This is a genomic window from Microbacterium sp. NPDC090281 (assembly GCF_044769635.1).
Classification (GTDB): domain Bacteria; phylum Actinomycetota; class Actinomycetes; order Actinomycetales; family Microbacteriaceae; genus Microbacterium.
This window is the reverse complement of record NZ_JBIVYH010000001.1, coordinates 448,947-465,523: the sequence shown is the minus strand read 5'-3', so window position 1 is coordinate 465,523 and position 16,577 is coordinate 448,947. Positions and strand designations below refer to the sequence as shown.

Below are 16,577 nucleotides of genomic sequence, written 5' to 3'. Positions count from 1 at the left end.
GGTCCTCGCGTCGTTACTTGGACTTGTCGAGCGCCGACTGCGAGCTCGTCTGGGCTTCGGCGATCGCTGCGGCGATGTCGCTCTGGCTGAGGCTTCCGCCCTGCAGTGCGGGCAGCGACTGCACGACGACGTTGGTCAGCGCGAGCTGCGTGTCACCCCAGGCACCCGTGAACGGAGTGGCGACCGACTGCGAGGCGGCCTTCACGTTGGCGCTCAGGTCGGGGTTGTCCTTCTCGACCTGCGCGGCGGCCTCCACTCCGGTCGGCAGCTCTCCGAAGGTGTCGAAGTAGTCGAGCTGCGACTCGGTGCTGGTGAGCATCTCGATGAACGCGAACGCGAGGTCCTGGTTCGGCGAGTACTGGGCGACGACGAGGTTGTCGCCGGAGAGGATGCTCGCCGCCTCCTCGCCGCCCTTGGGGAGTTCGGTCTCTCCCGGCGGGATGGTCGGAAGGAGCGCGTAGGAGTACGAGTCGGCCACGGGCGAGCCCTCGAACGTGGGCTTGGAGTTCGCCGAGGTCATCGGCAGGAACCCCGCCTTGCCCTCGGCGAAGGCGGCGACGGCCTGAGCGTTCTTCCACCCGACCGATGCCGGGTCGACGAGCCCGTCCTGGTACCAGCCGAAGTAGGTTTCATAGGCGGCGGCCACGGCCGGGTCGTCGATCTCCGCCTTCTTGGCGTCGACGTCGATCAGCGGATTGCCCGCCTGCACGCTCATGCCCCAGACGAACTTCCAGGGATCGAAGCTGTCTGCATAGCCGACTGCAAGGCCGTGCACATCGCCGGATTCGATCTTCGCGGCCGCGGCCGTCAGCTCGTCCCACGTCGTCGGCGGCTCTTCGATGCCCGCCGCGGCGAGCAGCTCGGTGTTGTAGGCCATCACGAACGGACGGCTCACGAACGGAACGGCGATCTCATCCTTCTCGCTCGGGCCGGAGATGCCCAGGGTCGACGGCACGAAACGGTCGCGGCCGCCCACCTTGTCCCAGTCGGCGTCGGTGAGCTTCACGAAGGCTCCGGTGGCATACGCGGTCGGGGTGAAGGTGGTGCCGAGGCCGTAGACGTCGGGACCCTGGCCGGAGAGCACCGACGTCTGGATCTTCGTCAGCTCGTCGTTTGCGCTCGCGAAGGTCTCGAACTCGACCTTGGCTCCGGTCTTCTTCTCGAAGGCGTCGGAGACGGTCTGGAACCACTCCTTCTGCTGCTCGGGGTAGAGGCCGTTCGCGGCCATCATCACGGTGAGCGTCTGGCCTGTCCCATCGACAGTGCCGCCGGCGTCGCCGTCATCCGTACCGGCGGTGGATCCCGAGCATGCGGTCAGTGCGATCGCTGCTGCGGCCATCGCCCCGAGGGCGATCAGGGGTCGAGACTTCATTGAACTCTCCTTCGAGACAGTGAGTGGACGTGACTGCGTCTTCGCCAAGGTAGGCAAGCATGGCAATTGTTAGCAATCCATTGCCAGTAATTGCCATCCTGTGATTCTGTTGCCCCATGTCGTCCCCCACACCACCTCCGCACCGGCCGACGCTCGCCGATGTGGCCGAGGCCGCCGGCGTCGCGATCTCCACGGCCTCGCGCGCGCTCGCCGTTCCGGGCCGCGGCAACGCCGAGACCCGCGAGCACATCATCCGCATCGCGAAGGACCTCGGCTATACACCCACCACCGCGCCCGGCACGGCATCGACACCGTCGACCCGCATGGTCGCGGTGCTCGTGTCCGACGTCACGAACCCGTTCTACTTCGGCATCATCCGCGGCACGCAGCAGGCGCTGAGAGTCGCCGGCTACTCGCAGATCCTGGTGCACACCGAGGAGTCGCCCGAGATGGAGGAGAGCACGCTCGAAGAGCTGCGCAGCTCCTACGACGGCGCGATCCTGACCGCATCCCGACTGTCCGACGAACGCCTGGCCGAACTCAGCGCCGAGCTTCCCCTCGTCGCCCTGAACCGTGCGGTGCCAGGGGTGCCGTCGGTGTTCATCGACACACCGCTCGGTTTCGACCAGGCGGTCGAGCATCTCGCCTCGCTCGGCCATCGACGCATCTGCTACGTGGCCGGCCCCCCGACCAGCTGGGCGAGCAACCTCCGCTGGCGTGCTGTGGCCGCGGCGTGCGAACGCCTCGGGATCGAGCACACGAAGGTCGGGCCGTACCAGCCGCGCACCAAGGCGGGCGCTGCGGCGGCGGATGCGGCGCTGAACACCGGCGCCACCGCCTGCGTGGCGTTCAACGACCTCCTCGCGATCGGCATGCTCATCCGGCTCAAGGAACGGGGAGTACGCGTTCCGGAGGACATGAGCATCGTCGGCTGCGACGACATCTTCGGCGCCGACTTCTGCAACCCGCCGCTGACGACCCTCACCGCTCCGATCGAGCAGGCCGCACGTCTGTCGGTGTCGATGCTGCTCGACCGGCTGCAGAGCGAGCGCATCGGCGCGAGCGCACTCAACCGACGGCACATCGCCGCGCTGCCCACCCACCTGACCGTGCGGGAGTCGACCGGCTCCGCACCGCGCCGTACCCCTGGAGGAGAATCATGAGCACTCCGCTCAGCCCGCACGCCGACCGACTCCTCCCCGCCGATCCCGGCGTGCGCGAGCTCTCCCGAAAGCTGTACGACACCGTCGCCGCGGCGCCGATCCTCTCCCCGCACGGGCACGTCGACGCCGCACTACTTGCCGATGACCAGCCCTTCCCCGATCCCGCGACGCTGCTGATCACGCCCGACCACTACGTGCTGCGTCTGCTCCACGCGGTCGGCGTCCCGCTCGGCACACTGGGTCGCGGAGCTGCGCCGGCCGATCCGCAGGAGGTGTGGCGGGCGTTCTGCGCGAACTGGGACGTGTTCCTCGGCACTCCGGTGCGCTACTGGTTCGAGACGTCACTGTCCGAGGTGTTCGGCGTGACCGAGCAGCCGAGTGCGGGCAATGCCGACGAGCTGTACGCGCACATCGACGCGCACCTGCGAACCCCCGCCTTCCACCCGCGGGCCCTGTTCGAGCGCTTCCGCATCGAGGTGCTCGCGACGACCGACGACCCCGCCGACGACCTCGCCGCGCACGCACGACTGCGCGACGATCCGTCCTTCCGCGGGCACGTGCTGCCGACGTTCCGCGCCGACCGCTACATGGATCCCTCTGCCGCGGGGTGGGCCGCGGCGAACGCCGAGCTGTCGGAAGCTGCCGGCACGGATGCCGGGAACTACGCCGGGCTGCTCGACGCCCTGCGCCGCCGCCGTGCCGCGTTCAAGGAAGCGGGCGGAACCGCGACCGACACCGGAGTGCTCGACGCCGGATCTCAGCCGCTCACGAGCGCGGACGCAGAGCGCATCCATGCCGCCGGCCTCCGCGGTGAGGTCGCCGCCGACGACGCTGTCGCCTACCGCCGCAACATGCTCTATCGACTGGCCGAGATGTCGTCTGAAGACGGACTCGTCATGCAGCTGCACCCCGGCGTCATCCGCAACCACCACCGCGACACGCTCGCGCAGTTCGGCCCGGACAGCGGGCACGACCTACCCGATGTCGCCGCCTTCACGCGTCCGCTCACCCCGATCCTCAACGACTTCGGCACGAACGAGACCTTCCGCCTGGTGCTGTTCACGGTCGACGAGACCTCGTTCAGCCGGGAGATCGGACCGCTGGCCGGGTTCTACCCCTCTGTCTACGCCGGTGCGCCGTGGTGGTTCCTCGACACCCCCGACGCCATCTCCCGCTACCGGAGGTCGGTGACGGACAGCGCCGGGTTCACCAAGACGAGCGGTTTCGTCGACGACACCAGAGCCTTCTGCTCGATCCCCGCACGCCACGACATGTCCCGACGACTCGACGCCGGCTACCTGGCGACGCTCGTCGCCGAACACCGTCTCACCGAGGAGCAGGCCTTCGCGCTCGCACACCGCTTCGTGGACGACATCCCGCGGACGACGTTCCGCCTTCCCGGGGGTACCGCCTGAGCTTCATGAGGTGGATGCCTTCGTGACACGACGCACGACGTATTCGACGACGTCGCCCTCCGGGATCGCGCGTGGGCGGAAGCGCACGCCGGTTGCCGCCCGCGGGACCATGCGATCGACGCGGAAGATGCGCCAGTCGTCTCGGTCGAGGTCCCACGCGAGCAGGTACCAGACCGACCCCCAGCTCACCAGCCGCTGCGGTTCGGTGTGCCGCGGCTCTTCACTGCCCCCGGGCTTGGTGTAGCCGAAGCGGAGCCGTTCGTGGCCGCGGATCGCAGAGGCGACCGTGCTGAGCGCCGCGAGATCGAGGGGTGGTTCGGCTCCGGGGACCACGCTCGTCGCCCCGCGGATCGCGTCGACGCGTCGGCGGAGGCGGGACGGCATCACCTGCTCCAGTTTCGCGAGGGCGGTGAGGGAAGTCTCCTCGACTCCGAGCCGCCAGGTTGCGGCCACCCCCAGCCCGACCGCGACTGCGACCGCCTCGTCATCGTCGAGTAGCAGCGGAGGCATCGCCGTCCCCGCGGCCAACCGGTAGCCGCCGGCGACGCCGGGTCGCGCGTCCACGGGATAGCCGAGCGAGCGGAGCTTGCCGATGTCGGCGCGCACGGTTCTCGTGCTCACACCCAGTCGGTCGGCGAGCGCAGAACTCGTCCAGTCACGTCTGAGCTGAAGCAACGACAGCAGTTCCAGCAGACGGGCCGAGGTCTCGAGCATGTCTGATCCTCTCAGCAAATGCGGAAGCTGTTCTTCCGCATTGCCTGAGAGCGTGAATGACATGACCCAGAACACCTCTCTCACCCCTTTCCGCATCGACATCCCGCAGGACGCCGTCGATGACCTTCACGATCGTCTGACCCGTACACGGTGGCCGCTCGCCGTGCCCGGTCGAGACGACAGCGCCGACTTCCGACGCGGTGTTCCGCTCCCCTACCTGAAGGAGCTCGCCGAGTACTGGCGCGAGGGCTTCGACTGGCGCGCGCAGGAGGCTGCCCTCAACACGCATGAGCAGTTCACGACGGTCGTCGACGGCCAGACGTTTCATGTGTTCCATGTGCGGTCGGCGAACCCGGCGGCCACGCCTCTGCTTCTCAGCGACAGCTGGCCGGCGTCGTTCATCGAGTACCAGCGACTGATCCCGTTGCTGACCGACGATTTCCACGTGATCATCCCGTCACTGCCCGGCCTCGGCTTCTCGAACCCGCTGTCCGCGACGGGGTGGGATCTCGCGCGGACGGCGGAGGCCTATGCCGAGATCATGACGCGTCTCGGCTACGCCCGGTTCGCGACGCACGGCACCGACGTCGGCACCGGCATCACCGGACGACTTGCCGGGATCCACCCCGACCGCGTCATCGGCACCCACTTCGGCAGCGACCGCGTGTGGCTCGGGCTGGTCGGCACCATGTTCCCCGCCCCCGATGCCCTGTCCGAGGAGGAGCTCGCCCAGCTCGAGGCCGCACACGCCGCGAGTGCTGCGGAACGCGGCTACATCGGCATGCACAACCATCGACCGGACACGATCGGCCCGGCACTCACCGACTCGCCGGTCGGCCAGCTCGCGTGGATCGTCGAGAAGTTCAAGCGCAGGATCGATGGCGGTCACCGAGCGCCGGACGTCGATCGCGACCAACTCCTGGCGAACGTCAGCCTGTACTGGTTCACCCGCAGTGGCGCTTCCGTCGCTCAGTTCTTCTACGAGTCGGAGCACGCCCAGCTCGACTTCGTCATGCCCTCCGGGGTGCCCGCCGGCTGGGCCGTCTTCGACACCCATCCGCTGATCCGGCGCACGATGGATCCGGCCGGTGCGATCAGCCACTGGAGCGAGTTCACCGAGGGTGGACACTTCCCGGCGATGGAGGCGCCGGAGCTTCTCGCCGATGACGTCCGCAGGTTCTTCCGCAGTCTCGCCTGATCGGCAGCGGACGCCCGCAGCTCGACGAGCACGGCTGCTGCGGTGTCTTCCACCGACACCTGCTGCCATGCGCCACCAGGTCTTCTGATCTCGTGTACGCTCAATCTCTTCCAGGAGATCCATTCCATGGAAAGTATTGGTAAGCCACGGCAGTGCCGTGCTCGACAGGCGGCAGGAGCTCGATCCCGGGTGAACGACACTGGAGGATCTGTGCATGCCATGCGGCACGTAGTCCGCCCGCCGGGACTCCACCGGCTGAGCACCCGGCCACCCGGCTGGGCGGACAGTCAGGGTGTGCCTGTTGTCGACGAGGCGGTTCTCGCCAGGCTGGGAGCGCTGCGGATTCCTCCCGGGTGGACGCATGTGTGGGCGTCCGCCGACGCGACCAGTCCCATCCAGGCGACGGGCATCGATTCCCGCGGCCGGACCCAGTACCGCTACTCCGCTGCGGCACTGGAGCGATCACGCGCGAACAAGTTCTCGCATCTGCTCGAGTTCGCCTCGTCACTCCCGACGCTCCGCCACCAGGTCGAGAACGACCTCACCCGCTCCTCCCCCGATGAGCCGCCGGAGGGACCCGTTGTCGCCGCCGCCGCCGTGCGTCTGCTCGATAGGGGGTTGTTCCGCGTCGGCAATGAGCGCTACGCACGGGACAACGACACCTACGGCCTCACCACACTCCGTCGCGCCCACCTGACCCTGGAACGCGACACCGCGGTGTTCGACTTCATCGGCAAGGAGCACATCTCCCACCACAAGGTCGTCAACGACAGCACGGTCGCGCCTGTGCTGCGCGCTCTGCTCGCCCAAGACTGCGCACCGACGCAGCGACTGTTCGCGACATCGGCACCACCCTCTTGGCGGCGAGTCGACAGCGCGACAGTGAACTCCTACATCCACACCCACGGCGCCGTGTCCGCGTCGGCGAAGGCCTTCCGCACCTGGGGTGCGACCGTTGCAGCGGCTGCGGTCGCAGCAGGAGCCGTGTTCGCGACCACGGCGCACAGCCGGCAGGAACGCCTCAAGCCGTACGATGCGGCCGCCCAGCTGTTGGGCAACACCCCGACGGTGGCGCGAGCCGCCTACGTGCATCCCGACGCGGTGTCCGTCGGCGGGAACGACGAAGTCGTGGCGGCCCTCGAGACGGCGATCGCCCGGCAGGGATCGCCACTCGTGGAAGAGGTCATGCACGACCCGGGGCTTCAAGCCGCTGTCCACACGGCTCTGGTTCGATCCGCCGATGGTTCCTCAGACTGGAGTTGAGAATGTCGCCACACGCCGCATGGACCGCCCTCGCCGTCGATGCGTGGCAGCCGCTGTCAGTGTCACACCTGAATCAGATGAGGAGTAAGAGATGACCGATGGTATAGATCCGAGCGTCGCACCTTCCGGGTCGGGGTGCGTGGAGTGCGACCAGACCGGCGGATGGTGGGTGCACCTTCGTCGGTGCGCGGAGTGCGGACACGTGGGCTGCTGCGACGACTCCCTTTCTCGCCATTCGAGCGCACATGCACGATCGACGGGGCATCCCATCATTCAGTCGTATGAACCGGGTGAAGACTGGTTCTTCGACTTTCGGACCGGTGCTCTCTTAGCCGGGCCGACGCTCGCCCCTCCGAGCAGCCACCCTGTCGAGCAGGGGGCGCCCGGCCCTGTCGATCGCGTGCCGACGAACTGGCAAGAGATTCTCAGCACGCGCTGAGGAGGCCGCAGCGACTACCCTCCCCCGCTTCGATCAGACCGCGACCGCGCTGATCGAAGCGTGCGGGCGTCGCCCGTCCTGCGCCCGCGCATCACTGTCGATCACAGAGAAGCCGGCGCGCTCCAGCAGCGCCGACATCCCCTCGATCGTCCAATAGTGCGCGGTCGTGACGGCGTGCGGGAACGGTTCGCCGTCCGGCCCGTCGAAGAAGCCGACCAGCAGGCGCCCGCCCTCGCGAAGTGCGCGTCGGGCAGCCGCGAGCAGAGACGGCAGCTCATCCGGACTCGCGTGGATCAGCGAGTACCAGGCGAGCACTCCACCGAATGAGGCTGGCGAGATGTCGGCGTCGTTCAGCGATGCCACCCGAAATGGCACGTGCGAGAACCGCGCTGACGCACCGACGATGAACTCCGGCACGAGGTCGATGCCCGAGGCCTCGGCGCCTCGATCGACGAGGAAGGCTGTCCAATGCCCGGGGCCGCACCCGGCATCGAGAATGCGACCCTCGACTCCGTCAGCCCATCGCCCGATGCGCGCCCGGTCGACAGCATCCATCTGCCCGATGTCGCCGAGCAGCTCGGTGTACTCGACGGCACGCGCGGCGTATCCGTCTCGGATGCGCGCATCGCTCCCGGAGTCGTTCGACATGAAACCCTCACCGTCCACTCGCGATCACCGACCTCCACGGTATCCGGCAGCTGGCGCGGGTGTGGATGTAACAACTGTTACAGTTCTGAATGTGACGGATATAAATGGCTGGCTCGTTCTCCTGGTTCAGGTGCCGGCGGCACCTTCGAGACACCGCGTCGCCGTCTGGCGGGAACTGCGCCAATTCGGCGCGGTGCCTGCAGGACAGGGCACCTGGGTCGCCCCAGAAGTGCCGGCGTGCGTCGCGGGCGTCGAGCGGGCCCGGGCGCTCGCGCAGCGCGGCGACGGCGACATCCTCGTGCTCCGCACCCAGGCCGACGGCGGCGACACGGCCGCCCTCAGAGCGCTGTTCGACGCCGCGCGCGCCGATGACTGGTCGGAGTTCATCGCCGACTGCGAGAAGTACCGGGCCGAGATCGCTCGCGAGATCGTGAAGAAGAAGTTCACCCTGGCAGAGCTCGAAGAGGAGGAGCAGAGTCTCGACCGCCTGCAGCGCTGGCATCGGACGATCCGCAGCCGCGATGTGTTCGATTCCGCATCGTCGAAGGACGCAGACCGCGAGCTCGCCGCCTGCGTCGCCGACCTCGCCCGGTTCGCCGATCTCGTCTATCAAGCGGTCCACGCGTGAGTGATCCGGCGGCCTCGGCACGGACGAGAGTTTCGATCGCCCCGCTCTACGCCGCCGGTTTCGTCACCGCCTTCGGTGCCCACAGCATCGCAGCGGGCATCGGCGCGACCGGGGAGAGCATCGGCCTCGATCTCCTCCGGATGGGCGCCCTCCTGGCGATCTACGACCTCGCCGAGGTGTTCCTCAAGCCGGTGTTCGGCTCGCTCGCCGACCGCATCGGCGCCAAGCCGGTGATCGTCTTCGGGCTTCTCGCGTTCGGCATCGTGTCGCTCATCGGACTGTGGTCGTCGAACACCATCGCCCTCGCAGTCGCACGACTCGGGCAGGGTGCAGCCGCCTCGGCGTTCTCACCCGCCTCCTCCGCGACGGTCGCACGGCTCGCAGCCCCGGGCGCGAAGGGGCGATACTTCGGCAGATACGGATCCTGGAAGGGACTCGGCTACACGCTGGGTCCGCTCATCGGCGCCGCGCTGATCTTCACCGGCGGCTTCGCGCTGCTCTTCGTCTGCCTGAGCGCGGTCGCGATCCTGACAGCTGTCTGGGTGGCGATCGCCCTCCCCCGCGTCGACCCGCTTCCTCGACCTCGCTATACGGTCGCCGACCTCGTCCGCCAGACGACGGAGCGCGGCTTCCTCATCCCGACCCTGGTCCTCGCCGCCTCCACCGGCGCGCTCGGTGCGGCCATCGGGTTCCTTCCCGCCATGGCGAGCAGCGAGGAGGCGCCCTTGTTCGCGAGCATCGCACTCGCGTCCGTTCTGGCGCTGAGCTCGACGCTCACTCAACCGTGGGCGGGAAGACTGCGTGACAGCGGCCGTGTCAGCGATCGCGCCGCGATGGCGCTGGGCCTCGCGATCGTCACCGCCGGCACCCTCGTCGCCGCCCTCCTGCCCACATTGCCGGGCCTCTACGTCGCCGCCGGACTGCTCGGCATCGGAATCGGAATCGCCACACCCTTCGCATTCGCGCACCTCGCCGACGCGACACCGCCCGAGCGGATGGGGCGCACGATGGGTACCGCTGAACTCGGCCGTGAACTCGGAGACGCCGGAGGGCCCTTGCTCGTCGGCGGCGTCGCCGTGGTGGCGACGCTGCCGATCGGGCTCACTGCGCTCGCGCTCGTCGTCGCGCTGACGGGATCGGCCACGCGGATGCTGCCACGCCTCCCGGCCGAGAGCACGAAGGCCACCGGTCCGAACGCGTGATGCGTCCCTCGACGCCAGGATGCGGTGACCGATACTGTCTGGTCATGACTACGACCGACGCACCGGTGCGCTCACCCCGTTGGCACCTTCTCGGTTCGCTGCCCTTCGCGGCGGCCGCGCTCGTTCTCGTGAACGCGCTCTACATCTTCCTCGTCGCGCTCGGGAACATCACCGACTACGGCACCAACTTCGACTTCGTGCAGCATGTGCTGGCGATGGACACCACGAACTTCGGCCAGGAGGCCGGCAAGGGGCTCGACCCCGACGTGATGTGGCGAGCGATCAACGACCCCGTGCTGTGGAACCTCGCATACATCGGCGTGATCATCTGGGAGTCGCTGAGCGCGATCGTGCTGATCGTGGCCCTCGTCTTCTTCATCCGCGGATTCCTCGGCCACGGCTTCCACGCCGCTCGGGTCTGGTCGTCGATCGGACTGGTGATGATCATCCTGCTCTTCGTCGGCGGATTCATCTCGATCGGCGGCGAGTGGTTCCAGATGTGGCGCTCCACGTCGTGGAACGGACTCGACCCCGCGTTCCGCAACTCGGTGATCGCCGGCATCGGCCTGGTGTTGCTGCATCTCCCGTCGCCCCGGTGGGACGACACCACGCCTCGCCGCGACGCCACATCGTGATCGCGGGAAGCCGCTGGGTCGTCACGGGCGCTGCCGGGACCATCGGATCCGCACTCCGCGCCGCGCTCGCGGAAGAGGGCGTCGCGCTGGTGTCCACCGACATCCGTCCGGCGACACCCGTCGACCCCGGGGACTCCGTCGTGACGGCGGATCTCGGTGACCTCGAATCCCTGGTGGAGCTGTTCGCGGGCGCCGACGGCGTGATCCATCTGGGCGGCATCGCCGACGAAGCGGACTTCCACGATCTCGCCGAGGTCAACATCGTCGGCACCTACCACGTGCTCGAGGCCGCCCGTCGGGCCGGCGTGCCACGAGTCGTCTACGCCAGCAGCAACCGACTGACGGGCATGTACTCCGCTGGCGAGCACGTCACGCCGGACCTGCCTCCGCGGCCCGACGGCTTCTACGGGGTGTCGAAGGTGGCAGGCGAAGCCCTGTGCCGACTGTATGCCGACAAGTTCGGCCTCAGCACCGTCTCGGTGCGGATCGGCACCTACGAGCAGCAACCCGGATCCGCGCGCGAGCAGCGCACCTGGCTCAGTCCCGCCGACGCGGTGCGGGCGTTCCTGGCCGCCATGACCACCACCGAGCACACCGCCGTGTTCTATGCGGTGTCGGCGAACACGAACCGTTGGTGGGATCTCGAGGCCGGAGCAGCGGTCGGGTACGTCCCCCAGGACGATGCCGCGGACCGGGTGCCGGAAGAGTCGATCGACGCGAGCATCCCGCAGGGCGGAATCTACGCGACTCCGGAATACTCGACCGACCGGATGCGTCGCTAGGCGAATCCCCGGACCTCAGGCGCGGGAGTCGGTGTGCAGGCGCAGGTATCTCCCGGTCAGGCTCTCGGGAATCCGAGTGAGCCCCTCGGGGGTCGTCGCGGCCACGATCTGCCCGCCGTCCGCACCGCCGCCGGGACCGAGGTCGATCACGTGGTCGGCGTTGGCGATCACATCGAGGTCGTGCTCGATGACGATGACCGTCGCGCCCGCGTCGATCAGACGCTGCAAGACGCCGAGCAGCACCCGAACGTCCGACGGATGCAGGCCGACACTCGGCTCGTCGAAGATGAAGAGCGTTCCGTGCAGCTCGCGCTCGAGATCCGAGACGAGTTTGAGCCTCTGCGCCTCGCCGCCGGACAGGGCAGGGGTCGCTTCGCCCAGCGTGAGGTACCCCAGCCCGATCTCCTCCAAGGTCTGCAACCGGGCCGCCACCTTGCGGAGGCCGCCGAACCGGGAGCGGGCCTCCTCGACGGTCAGGGCGAGGGCCTCTGGAAGGGTGACGCCGGCGAGGCTCACCTCATCCGCTCGGGGGCTGTACCGCGTGCCCCCGCACGTCGGGCAGGCGATGTCGACGTCGGGGAGGAACTGCACGTCGAGGAAGACCTGCCCCACGCCGTCGCAGGCCGGACACCGGAGGTCGCCCGTGTTGTACGAGAAGCTCGAGGCCGTGAGTCCGAGGGTCTTGGCGGCATCGGTGTGCGCGTAGGCCCGACGCAGGTCGTCGAGGATGCCCGTATAGGTTGCGACCGTCGACCGCACGTTTCGTCCGATCGGTGCCGCGTCGACGACGACCGTGCGCTCGATGCCGCCCGGGTCGAGGTCGGCGACATGCGCTGGACGACTCGTCCCGGTGTGCTGAGCTTCCAACGCGGCTGCGAGGCTTTCGAGGACCAGGGTGGTCTTGCCGGACCCGGACACCCCGGTCACCGCGGTCAGCCGACGGAGCGGGAAGTCGACGGAGAGCCCGTGCAGTGTGAAGTGCGGTGTGGTGCGCAGCGAGATGCGTCCCTTTGCGAAGATCTGCTCGGCATCGACCTGCTCACGCACGACCGCTGGTTCGCGGCCGCTGAGGAAGCCGCCGATGCGAGAGGACGGGTTGCGCTCCATCGCTGCGACATCGCCCGTCGCGACGATCTGTCCGCCGTGCGTCCCCGCGGACGGACCGACTTCGATCAACCAGTCCGCCTGCCGGAGCACGTCGACGTCATGGTCCACGAGAACCACCGAGTTGCCCGTCTCGACGAGCCGCCTCACCACCCGCAGCAGCGACTCGATGTTCGCCGGATGCAGCCCGATCGATGGCTCGTCCAGCACGTAGAGGATCCCGGTCGCACTGCTGCGCAGCGCCCTGCCCAGCTGCACCCGTTGGAGTTCCCCTGTCGAGAGCGTGCGGGACGCCCTGTCGAGCGCGACGTAACCCAGCCCCAGTCCGAGAAGGCGATCCCCCGTCGAGGTGAACGCCTCGACAATGCGCTCCGTCATCTCCCGCAGCTCCGCCGGAGCCGTGGACGGCAGACCACGGACGAACTCGGTGACCTGCTCCAGGCTCCAGGCAGACAACACGTCGATGCTCTCCCCGTCCACCGTCGTGGAACGTGCCTGCGCGTTGAGCCGTGAACCTCCGCAGGCAGGGCACCTGGCCACGTGCACGAACCGGTTGAGCCGCGCGAGGCCCTTCTCGCTCTGGGCCTTGCGCAGGGCGTCGTCGATCACCTGGCCGGCGTTGCGGTACTTCGCGTTGAGCTCGAACACGTTGCCGTTCTTGCTCGTCACGACGACCGGTCGTGTCGTCTCCTCGCCGTCGAGCACTATGTGCCGCTCGGCGTCCGTCAGGTCGCGGAACGGGATGTCGGTGCGCACGCCGAGAGCCGCGACCACCTGCGGCAGGAGACTCGCGCCGAACGAGCCCCACGCGGCGACGGCACCCTGGTCGATCGTGAGCGACTCGTCGGGAACGAGTGCCCGCCGGTCGACCTGACGCGTCTCTCCCGTGCCTTCGCAGGTCTCGCACGCGCCCTCTTCGTTGAACGAGAACGCCTCGGCCCCCGGGGCGGGAAAACGCACGCCGCAGGTGGGACACGTGGTGTGACCGGTCGAGGCGATGCTGAGCGACGGCGGCACGCTGTGTCCGTTCGGACACCGATGCGCGCCGAGACGGGAGAAGAGCAACCGCACAGAGTTCAGCAGCTCCGTCGCCGTCCCGAAGGTGCTCCGCACGCCGGGGATCGCCGGGCGCTGGTGCAGCGCGATCGCCGCAGGAACACCCTCGACGATGTCGACGTCCGCGCGGGCTGCCTGCGACAGCCGCCGGCGCGTGTACGCCGAAAGCGCCTCGAGATAGCGGCGCGACCCCTCGGCGTAGAGCACCCCGAGGGCGAGCGAGGACTTCCCCGAACCCGAGACGCCCGTCACCCCGACCAGGGCGTGCAGCGGCACATCCACATCCACGTTCTTCAGGTTGTGGACGCGGGCCCCACGCACGACGACTTCCTTGCCCCATTCCATCCCCTCACCGTAGAGGAGGGGATCGACGTCAAGCGCGGGCTGGCCTCGGATGACCTGGGCGACGGATCATTCGCCCCACCCCTACGACGACAGCCCCGACGACTCCACCGATCGTGTTCCAGACGACATCCTGCACATCAGGAACACGCCCCGGGATTGCCGACTGAACATGCTCAATCGCAAACGACGCGCAGAACACCAGCAGCGGCGCCAGCACCCAGAGACGCCTGCTGAGCGCGATCGCGAACGCGGCCCCCAGCGGGACGAACAGCATCGCGTTGAGCGTGCTCTCCAGTTCGAGGTAGGTCATCGGTTCGACGAGCGGTGCGGCGAAGACATGCGCGAGGTCCATGAAGAGGGCGCGGGCAGGTCCCACCAGCTGACGCGGCGTCAGTGTGACGGCCATGACGACCAGGGAGGCGACGCCCATGACGAGGACCCGCGCGCCGGACGAGGGATGGGGATGAGCGGAGTGAGCCATGCCCCCACCTCAACGCATTCGATGTTGCGTGAGCGTATGCGTTTCGGTCGGTAGCCTTCAGGGGTGGAAAGCGAACCGCGATGGAATCTGACCGTCGGCCGGCCACCCACGCCGATTTTGGACGAACGCACCATCGAGCATCACCGCCTGCCGGACGGCGCAGGGCTCCCGCCTTCGTACATCTCCTTCGCGCGAACGTTCGGCTGGGGTCGCCTGTTCGGGCTCTGGCTCATCTACACGCCGGTTCCTTCAGGGTTCGGCGACGGCGTCGTGGGTCGAGGCGGGCATCTGACCGATCGACTGCACGAGGAGTTCCGCGAAGGTCGAGCCGAGGAGGATGACTGGAAGATCGAGCCCGACGGCTCCTGGGAGATCGCAGAGCGGCTCGTGGTCTTCGCGATGAGCGAGAACGGCGACTATCTCGCCTGGGACGCGGGCAGCCGAGACGGCAACGGCGAACTGCCGATCTTCCACACCACCCGCTTCGACTCACTCACGCGCATCGGCGACGACCTGTATGAGGCGGTCGAAGAGCTCCGCGGGCGCAACGGCGGTCAGGGCGACGAGCCCGTGGATTTCAGGCCGCTCGTTCCGGCTGCGCTGTGAGCCGTACGGCCGCACTCAGTTGAAGTCGCCGCCGGGGGCCATGTCCATGAAGCGCGAGTAGTGACCCTGGAACGCGACGGTGATGGTCGCGGTCGGACCGTTACGGTGCTTGGCGACGATCAGGTCGGCCTCGCCCGGACGCACGTCCTTGTCGTAGACGGAGTCGCGGTGCAGCAGGATGACCATGTCGGCGTCCTGCTCGATCGAGCCGGACTCACGCAGGTCGCTGATCGCGGGCTTCTTGTCGGTGCGCTGCTCGGGACCACGGTTCAGTTGCGACAGGGCGATGACCGGAACCTGCAGCTCCTTGGCGATGAGCTTGAGGCTTCGCGAGAACTCCGAGACCTCTTGCTGTCGCGACTCGACGCGCTTGCCCGAGGTCATCAGCTGCAGGTAGTCGATGATGACCATGCGCAGACCCTCGCGCTGCTTGAGTCGACGGCACTTGGCGCGGATCTCGACCAGCGTCATGTTGGGGCTGTCATCGATGTAGAGCGGGGCGTCGTTGATGCGGCCACGGGTCGCGGCGACGGTGGTCCAGTCACGAGGGTCGAGGTTTCCCTTGCGCATGTTCTGCAGCGGGATCTGGCCTTCGGCACTGAGCAGACGCATCGCGATCTCGCTCTTGCCCATCTCGAGCGAGAAGAAGACCGAGGGGATGTTGTGGCCGATGGATGCCGAGCGCGCGAAGTCGAGCGCGAGCGTCGACTTACCCATCGCAGGTCGCGCGGCGACGACGATCATCTGACCACCGTGCAGGCCGTTGGTGAGTTCGTCGAGCTCCTTGAAGCCCGTCGGAACGCCGGTCATCGATCCGTCACGGCCGCTGGCCGCCTCGATCTCCTCGAGTGCGGCGTCGACGGCGATCTGCAGCGGAACGTAGTCTTCCGCGGTCTCGGATCCGGTGATCGAGTAGATCTCGGCCTGGGCGTTGTTGACGATGTCGGTCGCATCGCCCTCGCCCGCGTAGCCGAGCTGCACGATGCGGGTGCCGGCGTCGACGAGGCGGCGAAGGATCGCACGCTCGGAGACGATGCCCGCGTAGTAGCCGGCGTTGGCCGCGGTCGGGACGATCGAGGTGAGGGTGTGCAGGTAGTCGGCGCCACCCGCCCTGCCGAGCTCGCCGGTCTTGATGAGCTCGTCGGTGACGGCGACCACGTCGGTCGGCTCGCCATGCGAGTACAGCGAGAGGATCGCCTCGAAGATCAACTCGTGCTTCGGAATGTAGAAGTCGGCGCCCTTGAGCGTCTCGATCACATCGGCGACGGCATCTTTCGACAGGAGCATTCCGCCCAGTGCGCTCTGCTCGGCGAGCAGGTCGTGGGGAGGCGTGCGCTCCGGGCCGCGCTTCCCACCCGCGCGCTCCTCTGAGATGTCGGCGATCGACACAGTCTTCCCTTCGATGCGACGTTTCCGATGCGATGTTCTGATGAGGCGTTTCGATGAGGCGTTTCGACGGCTGGGCCTCTTATGGCTCTCGGCCGTGACGTCACCCTGCGCAGCAAAACAGGTGCCTCCGACATTCG

General features: G+C 68.0%; 16 protein-coding genes. 10 read left to right on the top strand and 6 right to left on the bottom strand.

All coding sequences use genetic code 11. The features are described 5' to 3' along the window. Positions 1 to 13: 13 nt before the first annotated feature. Complete coding sequence (locus tag ACIQTX_RS02225; RefSeq protein ID WP_402968315.1) at positions 14 to 1,372, bottom strand: ABC transporter substrate-binding protein; 1,359 nt, start codon at positions 1,370 to 1,372, stop codon at positions 14 to 16. 116 nt (positions 1,373 to 1,488) lie between these two features. Here ACIQTX_RS02225 and ACIQTX_RS02220 point away from each other — a divergent pair, with 116 nt between their 5' ends. Both ACIQTX_RS02220 and uxaC read left to right on the top strand, forming a co-directional pair. Further along, on the top strand, positions 1,489 to 2,535 hold the full coding sequence (locus ACIQTX_RS02220) for a LacI family DNA-binding transcriptional regulator (protein ID WP_402968312.1): 1,047 nt from the start codon (positions 1,489 to 1,491) through the stop codon (positions 2,533 to 2,535). Beyond that, positions 2,532 to 3,950, top strand: coding sequence for a glucuronate isomerase (uxaC, locus tag ACIQTX_RS02215; RefSeq protein ID WP_402968309.1), 1,419 nt, complete (start codon positions 2,532 to 2,534; stop codon positions 3,948 to 3,950). Before ACIQTX_RS02220 ends, uxaC begins: the two co-directional genes overlap by 4 nt. 3 nt (positions 3,951 to 3,953) lie before the next feature. Here uxaC and ACIQTX_RS02210 read toward each other — a convergent pair whose 3' ends face one another. Then, on the bottom strand, positions 3,954 to 4,664 hold the full coding sequence (locus ACIQTX_RS02210; RefSeq protein ID WP_402968306.1) for a helix-turn-helix transcriptional regulator: 711 nt from the start codon (positions 4,662 to 4,664) through the stop codon (positions 3,954 to 3,956). A gap of 61 nt (positions 4,665 to 4,725) precedes the next feature. Between ACIQTX_RS02210 and ACIQTX_RS02205 the strand changes: the two genes are divergently transcribed. The 3 genes from ACIQTX_RS02205 (at position 4,726) to ACIQTX_RS02195 (ending at position 7,564) form a co-directional block, all read left to right on the top strand. Continuing rightward, the gene (locus ACIQTX_RS02205; RefSeq protein ID WP_402968303.1) at positions 4,726 to 5,862 is read left to right on the top strand and encodes an epoxide hydrolase family protein; all 1,137 of its coding nucleotides are present in this window, start codon (positions 4,726 to 4,728) and stop codon (positions 5,860 to 5,862) included. Positions 5,863 to 5,988: 126 nt separating this feature from the next. Further along, entirely contained in the window at positions 5,989 to 7,125 is a 1,137-nt protein-coding gene (locus tag ACIQTX_RS02200) for a hypothetical protein (RefSeq protein ID WP_402968300.1), read from the top strand. 91 nt (positions 7,126 to 7,216) lie between these two features. Continuing rightward, entirely contained in the window at positions 7,217 to 7,564 is a 348-nt protein-coding gene (locus tag ACIQTX_RS02195; RefSeq protein WP_402968297.1) for a UBP-type zinc finger domain-containing protein, read from the top strand. A 33-nt stretch (positions 7,565 to 7,597) separates the two neighbouring features. On the opposite strand, the gene ACIQTX_RS02190 is transcribed toward ACIQTX_RS02195, so the two are convergent. Beyond that, entirely contained in the window at positions 7,598 to 8,212 is a 615-nt protein-coding gene (locus tag ACIQTX_RS02190) for a class I SAM-dependent methyltransferase (RefSeq protein WP_402968294.1), read from the bottom strand. A 91-nt stretch (positions 8,213 to 8,303) separates the two neighbouring features. Between ACIQTX_RS02190 and ACIQTX_RS02185 the strand changes: the two genes are divergently transcribed. Genes ACIQTX_RS02185 through ACIQTX_RS02170 form a run of 4 tightly spaced genes read left to right on the top strand, consistent with a single transcriptional unit; the run spans position 8,304 to position 11,459 of the window. Next, positions 8,304 to 8,840 (top strand): Chromate resistance protein ChrB, encoded by a 537-nt coding sequence (locus ACIQTX_RS02185; RefSeq protein WP_402968291.1) that lies wholly within the window; start codon positions 8,304 to 8,306, stop codon positions 8,838 to 8,840. After that, positions 8,837 to 10,042 carry an MFS transporter gene (locus ACIQTX_RS02180; RefSeq protein ID WP_402968288.1) on the top strand — a complete coding sequence of 402 codons (1,206 nt, stop codon included), beginning with the start codon at positions 8,837 to 8,839 and terminating at the stop codon, positions 10,040 to 10,042. Before ACIQTX_RS02185 ends, ACIQTX_RS02180 begins: the two co-directional genes overlap by 4 nt. Before the next feature lie 44 nt (positions 10,043 to 10,086). Beyond that, on the top strand, positions 10,087 to 10,677 hold the full coding sequence (locus ACIQTX_RS02175) for a DUF2165 domain-containing protein (protein ID WP_402968286.1): 591 nt from the start codon (positions 10,087 to 10,089) through the stop codon (positions 10,675 to 10,677). Next, positions 10,638 to 11,459, top strand: a complete 822-nt coding sequence (locus ACIQTX_RS02170) for an NAD-dependent epimerase/dehydratase family protein (RefSeq protein ID WP_402968283.1) — start codon at positions 10,638 to 10,640, stop codon at positions 11,457 to 11,459. The genes ACIQTX_RS02175 and ACIQTX_RS02170 overlap by 40 nt, the downstream gene beginning before the upstream one ends. Before the next feature lie 15 nt (positions 11,460 to 11,474). Here the strand turns inward: ACIQTX_RS02170 and ACIQTX_RS02165 are convergent, their stop codons facing one another. Beyond that, positions 11,475 to 13,964, bottom strand: a complete 2,490-nt coding sequence (locus tag ACIQTX_RS02165; protein WP_402968280.1) for an excinuclease ABC subunit UvrA — start codon at positions 13,962 to 13,964, stop codon at positions 11,475 to 11,477. A gap of 28 nt (positions 13,965 to 13,992) precedes the next feature. Next, complete coding sequence (locus tag ACIQTX_RS02160; protein ID WP_402968277.1) at positions 13,993 to 14,445, bottom strand: VanZ family protein; 453 nt, start codon at positions 14,443 to 14,445, stop codon at positions 13,993 to 13,995. A 63-nt stretch (positions 14,446 to 14,508) separates the two neighbouring features. Between ACIQTX_RS02160 and ACIQTX_RS02155 the strand changes: the two genes are divergently transcribed. Then, a complete protein-coding gene (locus ACIQTX_RS02155; protein WP_402968274.1) occupies positions 14,509 to 15,051 on the top strand; it encodes an SMI1/KNR4 family protein in 543 nt (180 codons plus the stop codon). A gap of 15 nt (positions 15,052 to 15,066) precedes the next feature. On the opposite strand, the gene dnaB is transcribed toward ACIQTX_RS02155, so the two are convergent. Next, positions 15,067 to 16,440, bottom strand: coding sequence for a replicative DNA helicase (gene dnaB, locus ACIQTX_RS02150; protein ID WP_028501110.1), 1,374 nt, complete (start codon positions 16,438 to 16,440; stop codon positions 15,067 to 15,069). Between the last annotated feature and the right edge of the window lie 137 nt (positions 16,441 to 16,577).

Bases quoted from the DNA above. Each gene is read 5' to 3' on its own strand.
- ACIQTX_RS02225 (WP_402968315.1), bottom strand. From the start codon at position 1,372: ATGAAGTCTCGACCCCTGATCGCCCTCGGGGCGATGGCCGCAGCAGCG.
- ACIQTX_RS02220 (WP_402968312.1), top strand. From the start codon at position 1,489: ATGTCGTCCCCCACACCACCTCCGCACCGGCCGACGCTCGCCGATGTG.
- uxaC (WP_402968309.1), top strand. From the start codon at position 2,532: ATGAGCACTCCGCTCAGCCCGCACGCCGACCGACTCCTCCCCGCCGAT.
- ACIQTX_RS02210 (WP_402968306.1), bottom strand. From the start codon at position 4,664: ATGCTCGAGACCTCGGCCCGTCTGCTGGAACTGCTGTCGTTGCTTCAG.
- ACIQTX_RS02205 (WP_402968303.1), top strand. From the start codon at position 4,726: ATGACCCAGAACACCTCTCTCACCCCTTTCCGCATCGACATCCCGCAG.
- ACIQTX_RS02200 (WP_402968300.1), top strand. From the start codon at position 5,989: ATGGAAAGTATTGGTAAGCCACGGCAGTGCCGTGCTCGACAGGCGGCA.
- ACIQTX_RS02195 (WP_402968297.1), top strand. From the start codon at position 7,217: ATGACCGATGGTATAGATCCGAGCGTCGCACCTTCCGGGTCGGGGTGC.
- ACIQTX_RS02190 (WP_402968294.1), bottom strand. From the start codon at position 8,212: ATGTCGAACGACTCCGGGAGCGATGCGCGCATCCGAGACGGATACGCC.
- ACIQTX_RS02175 (WP_402968286.1), top strand. From the start codon at position 10,087: ATGACTACGACCGACGCACCGGTGCGCTCACCCCGTTGGCACCTTCTC.
- ACIQTX_RS02165 (WP_402968280.1), bottom strand. From the start codon at position 13,964: ATGGAATGGGGCAAGGAAGTCGTCGTGCGTGGGGCCCGCGTCCACAAC.
- ACIQTX_RS02160 (WP_402968277.1), bottom strand. From the start codon at position 14,445: ATGGCTCACTCCGCTCATCCCCATCCCTCGTCCGGCGCGCGGGTCCTC.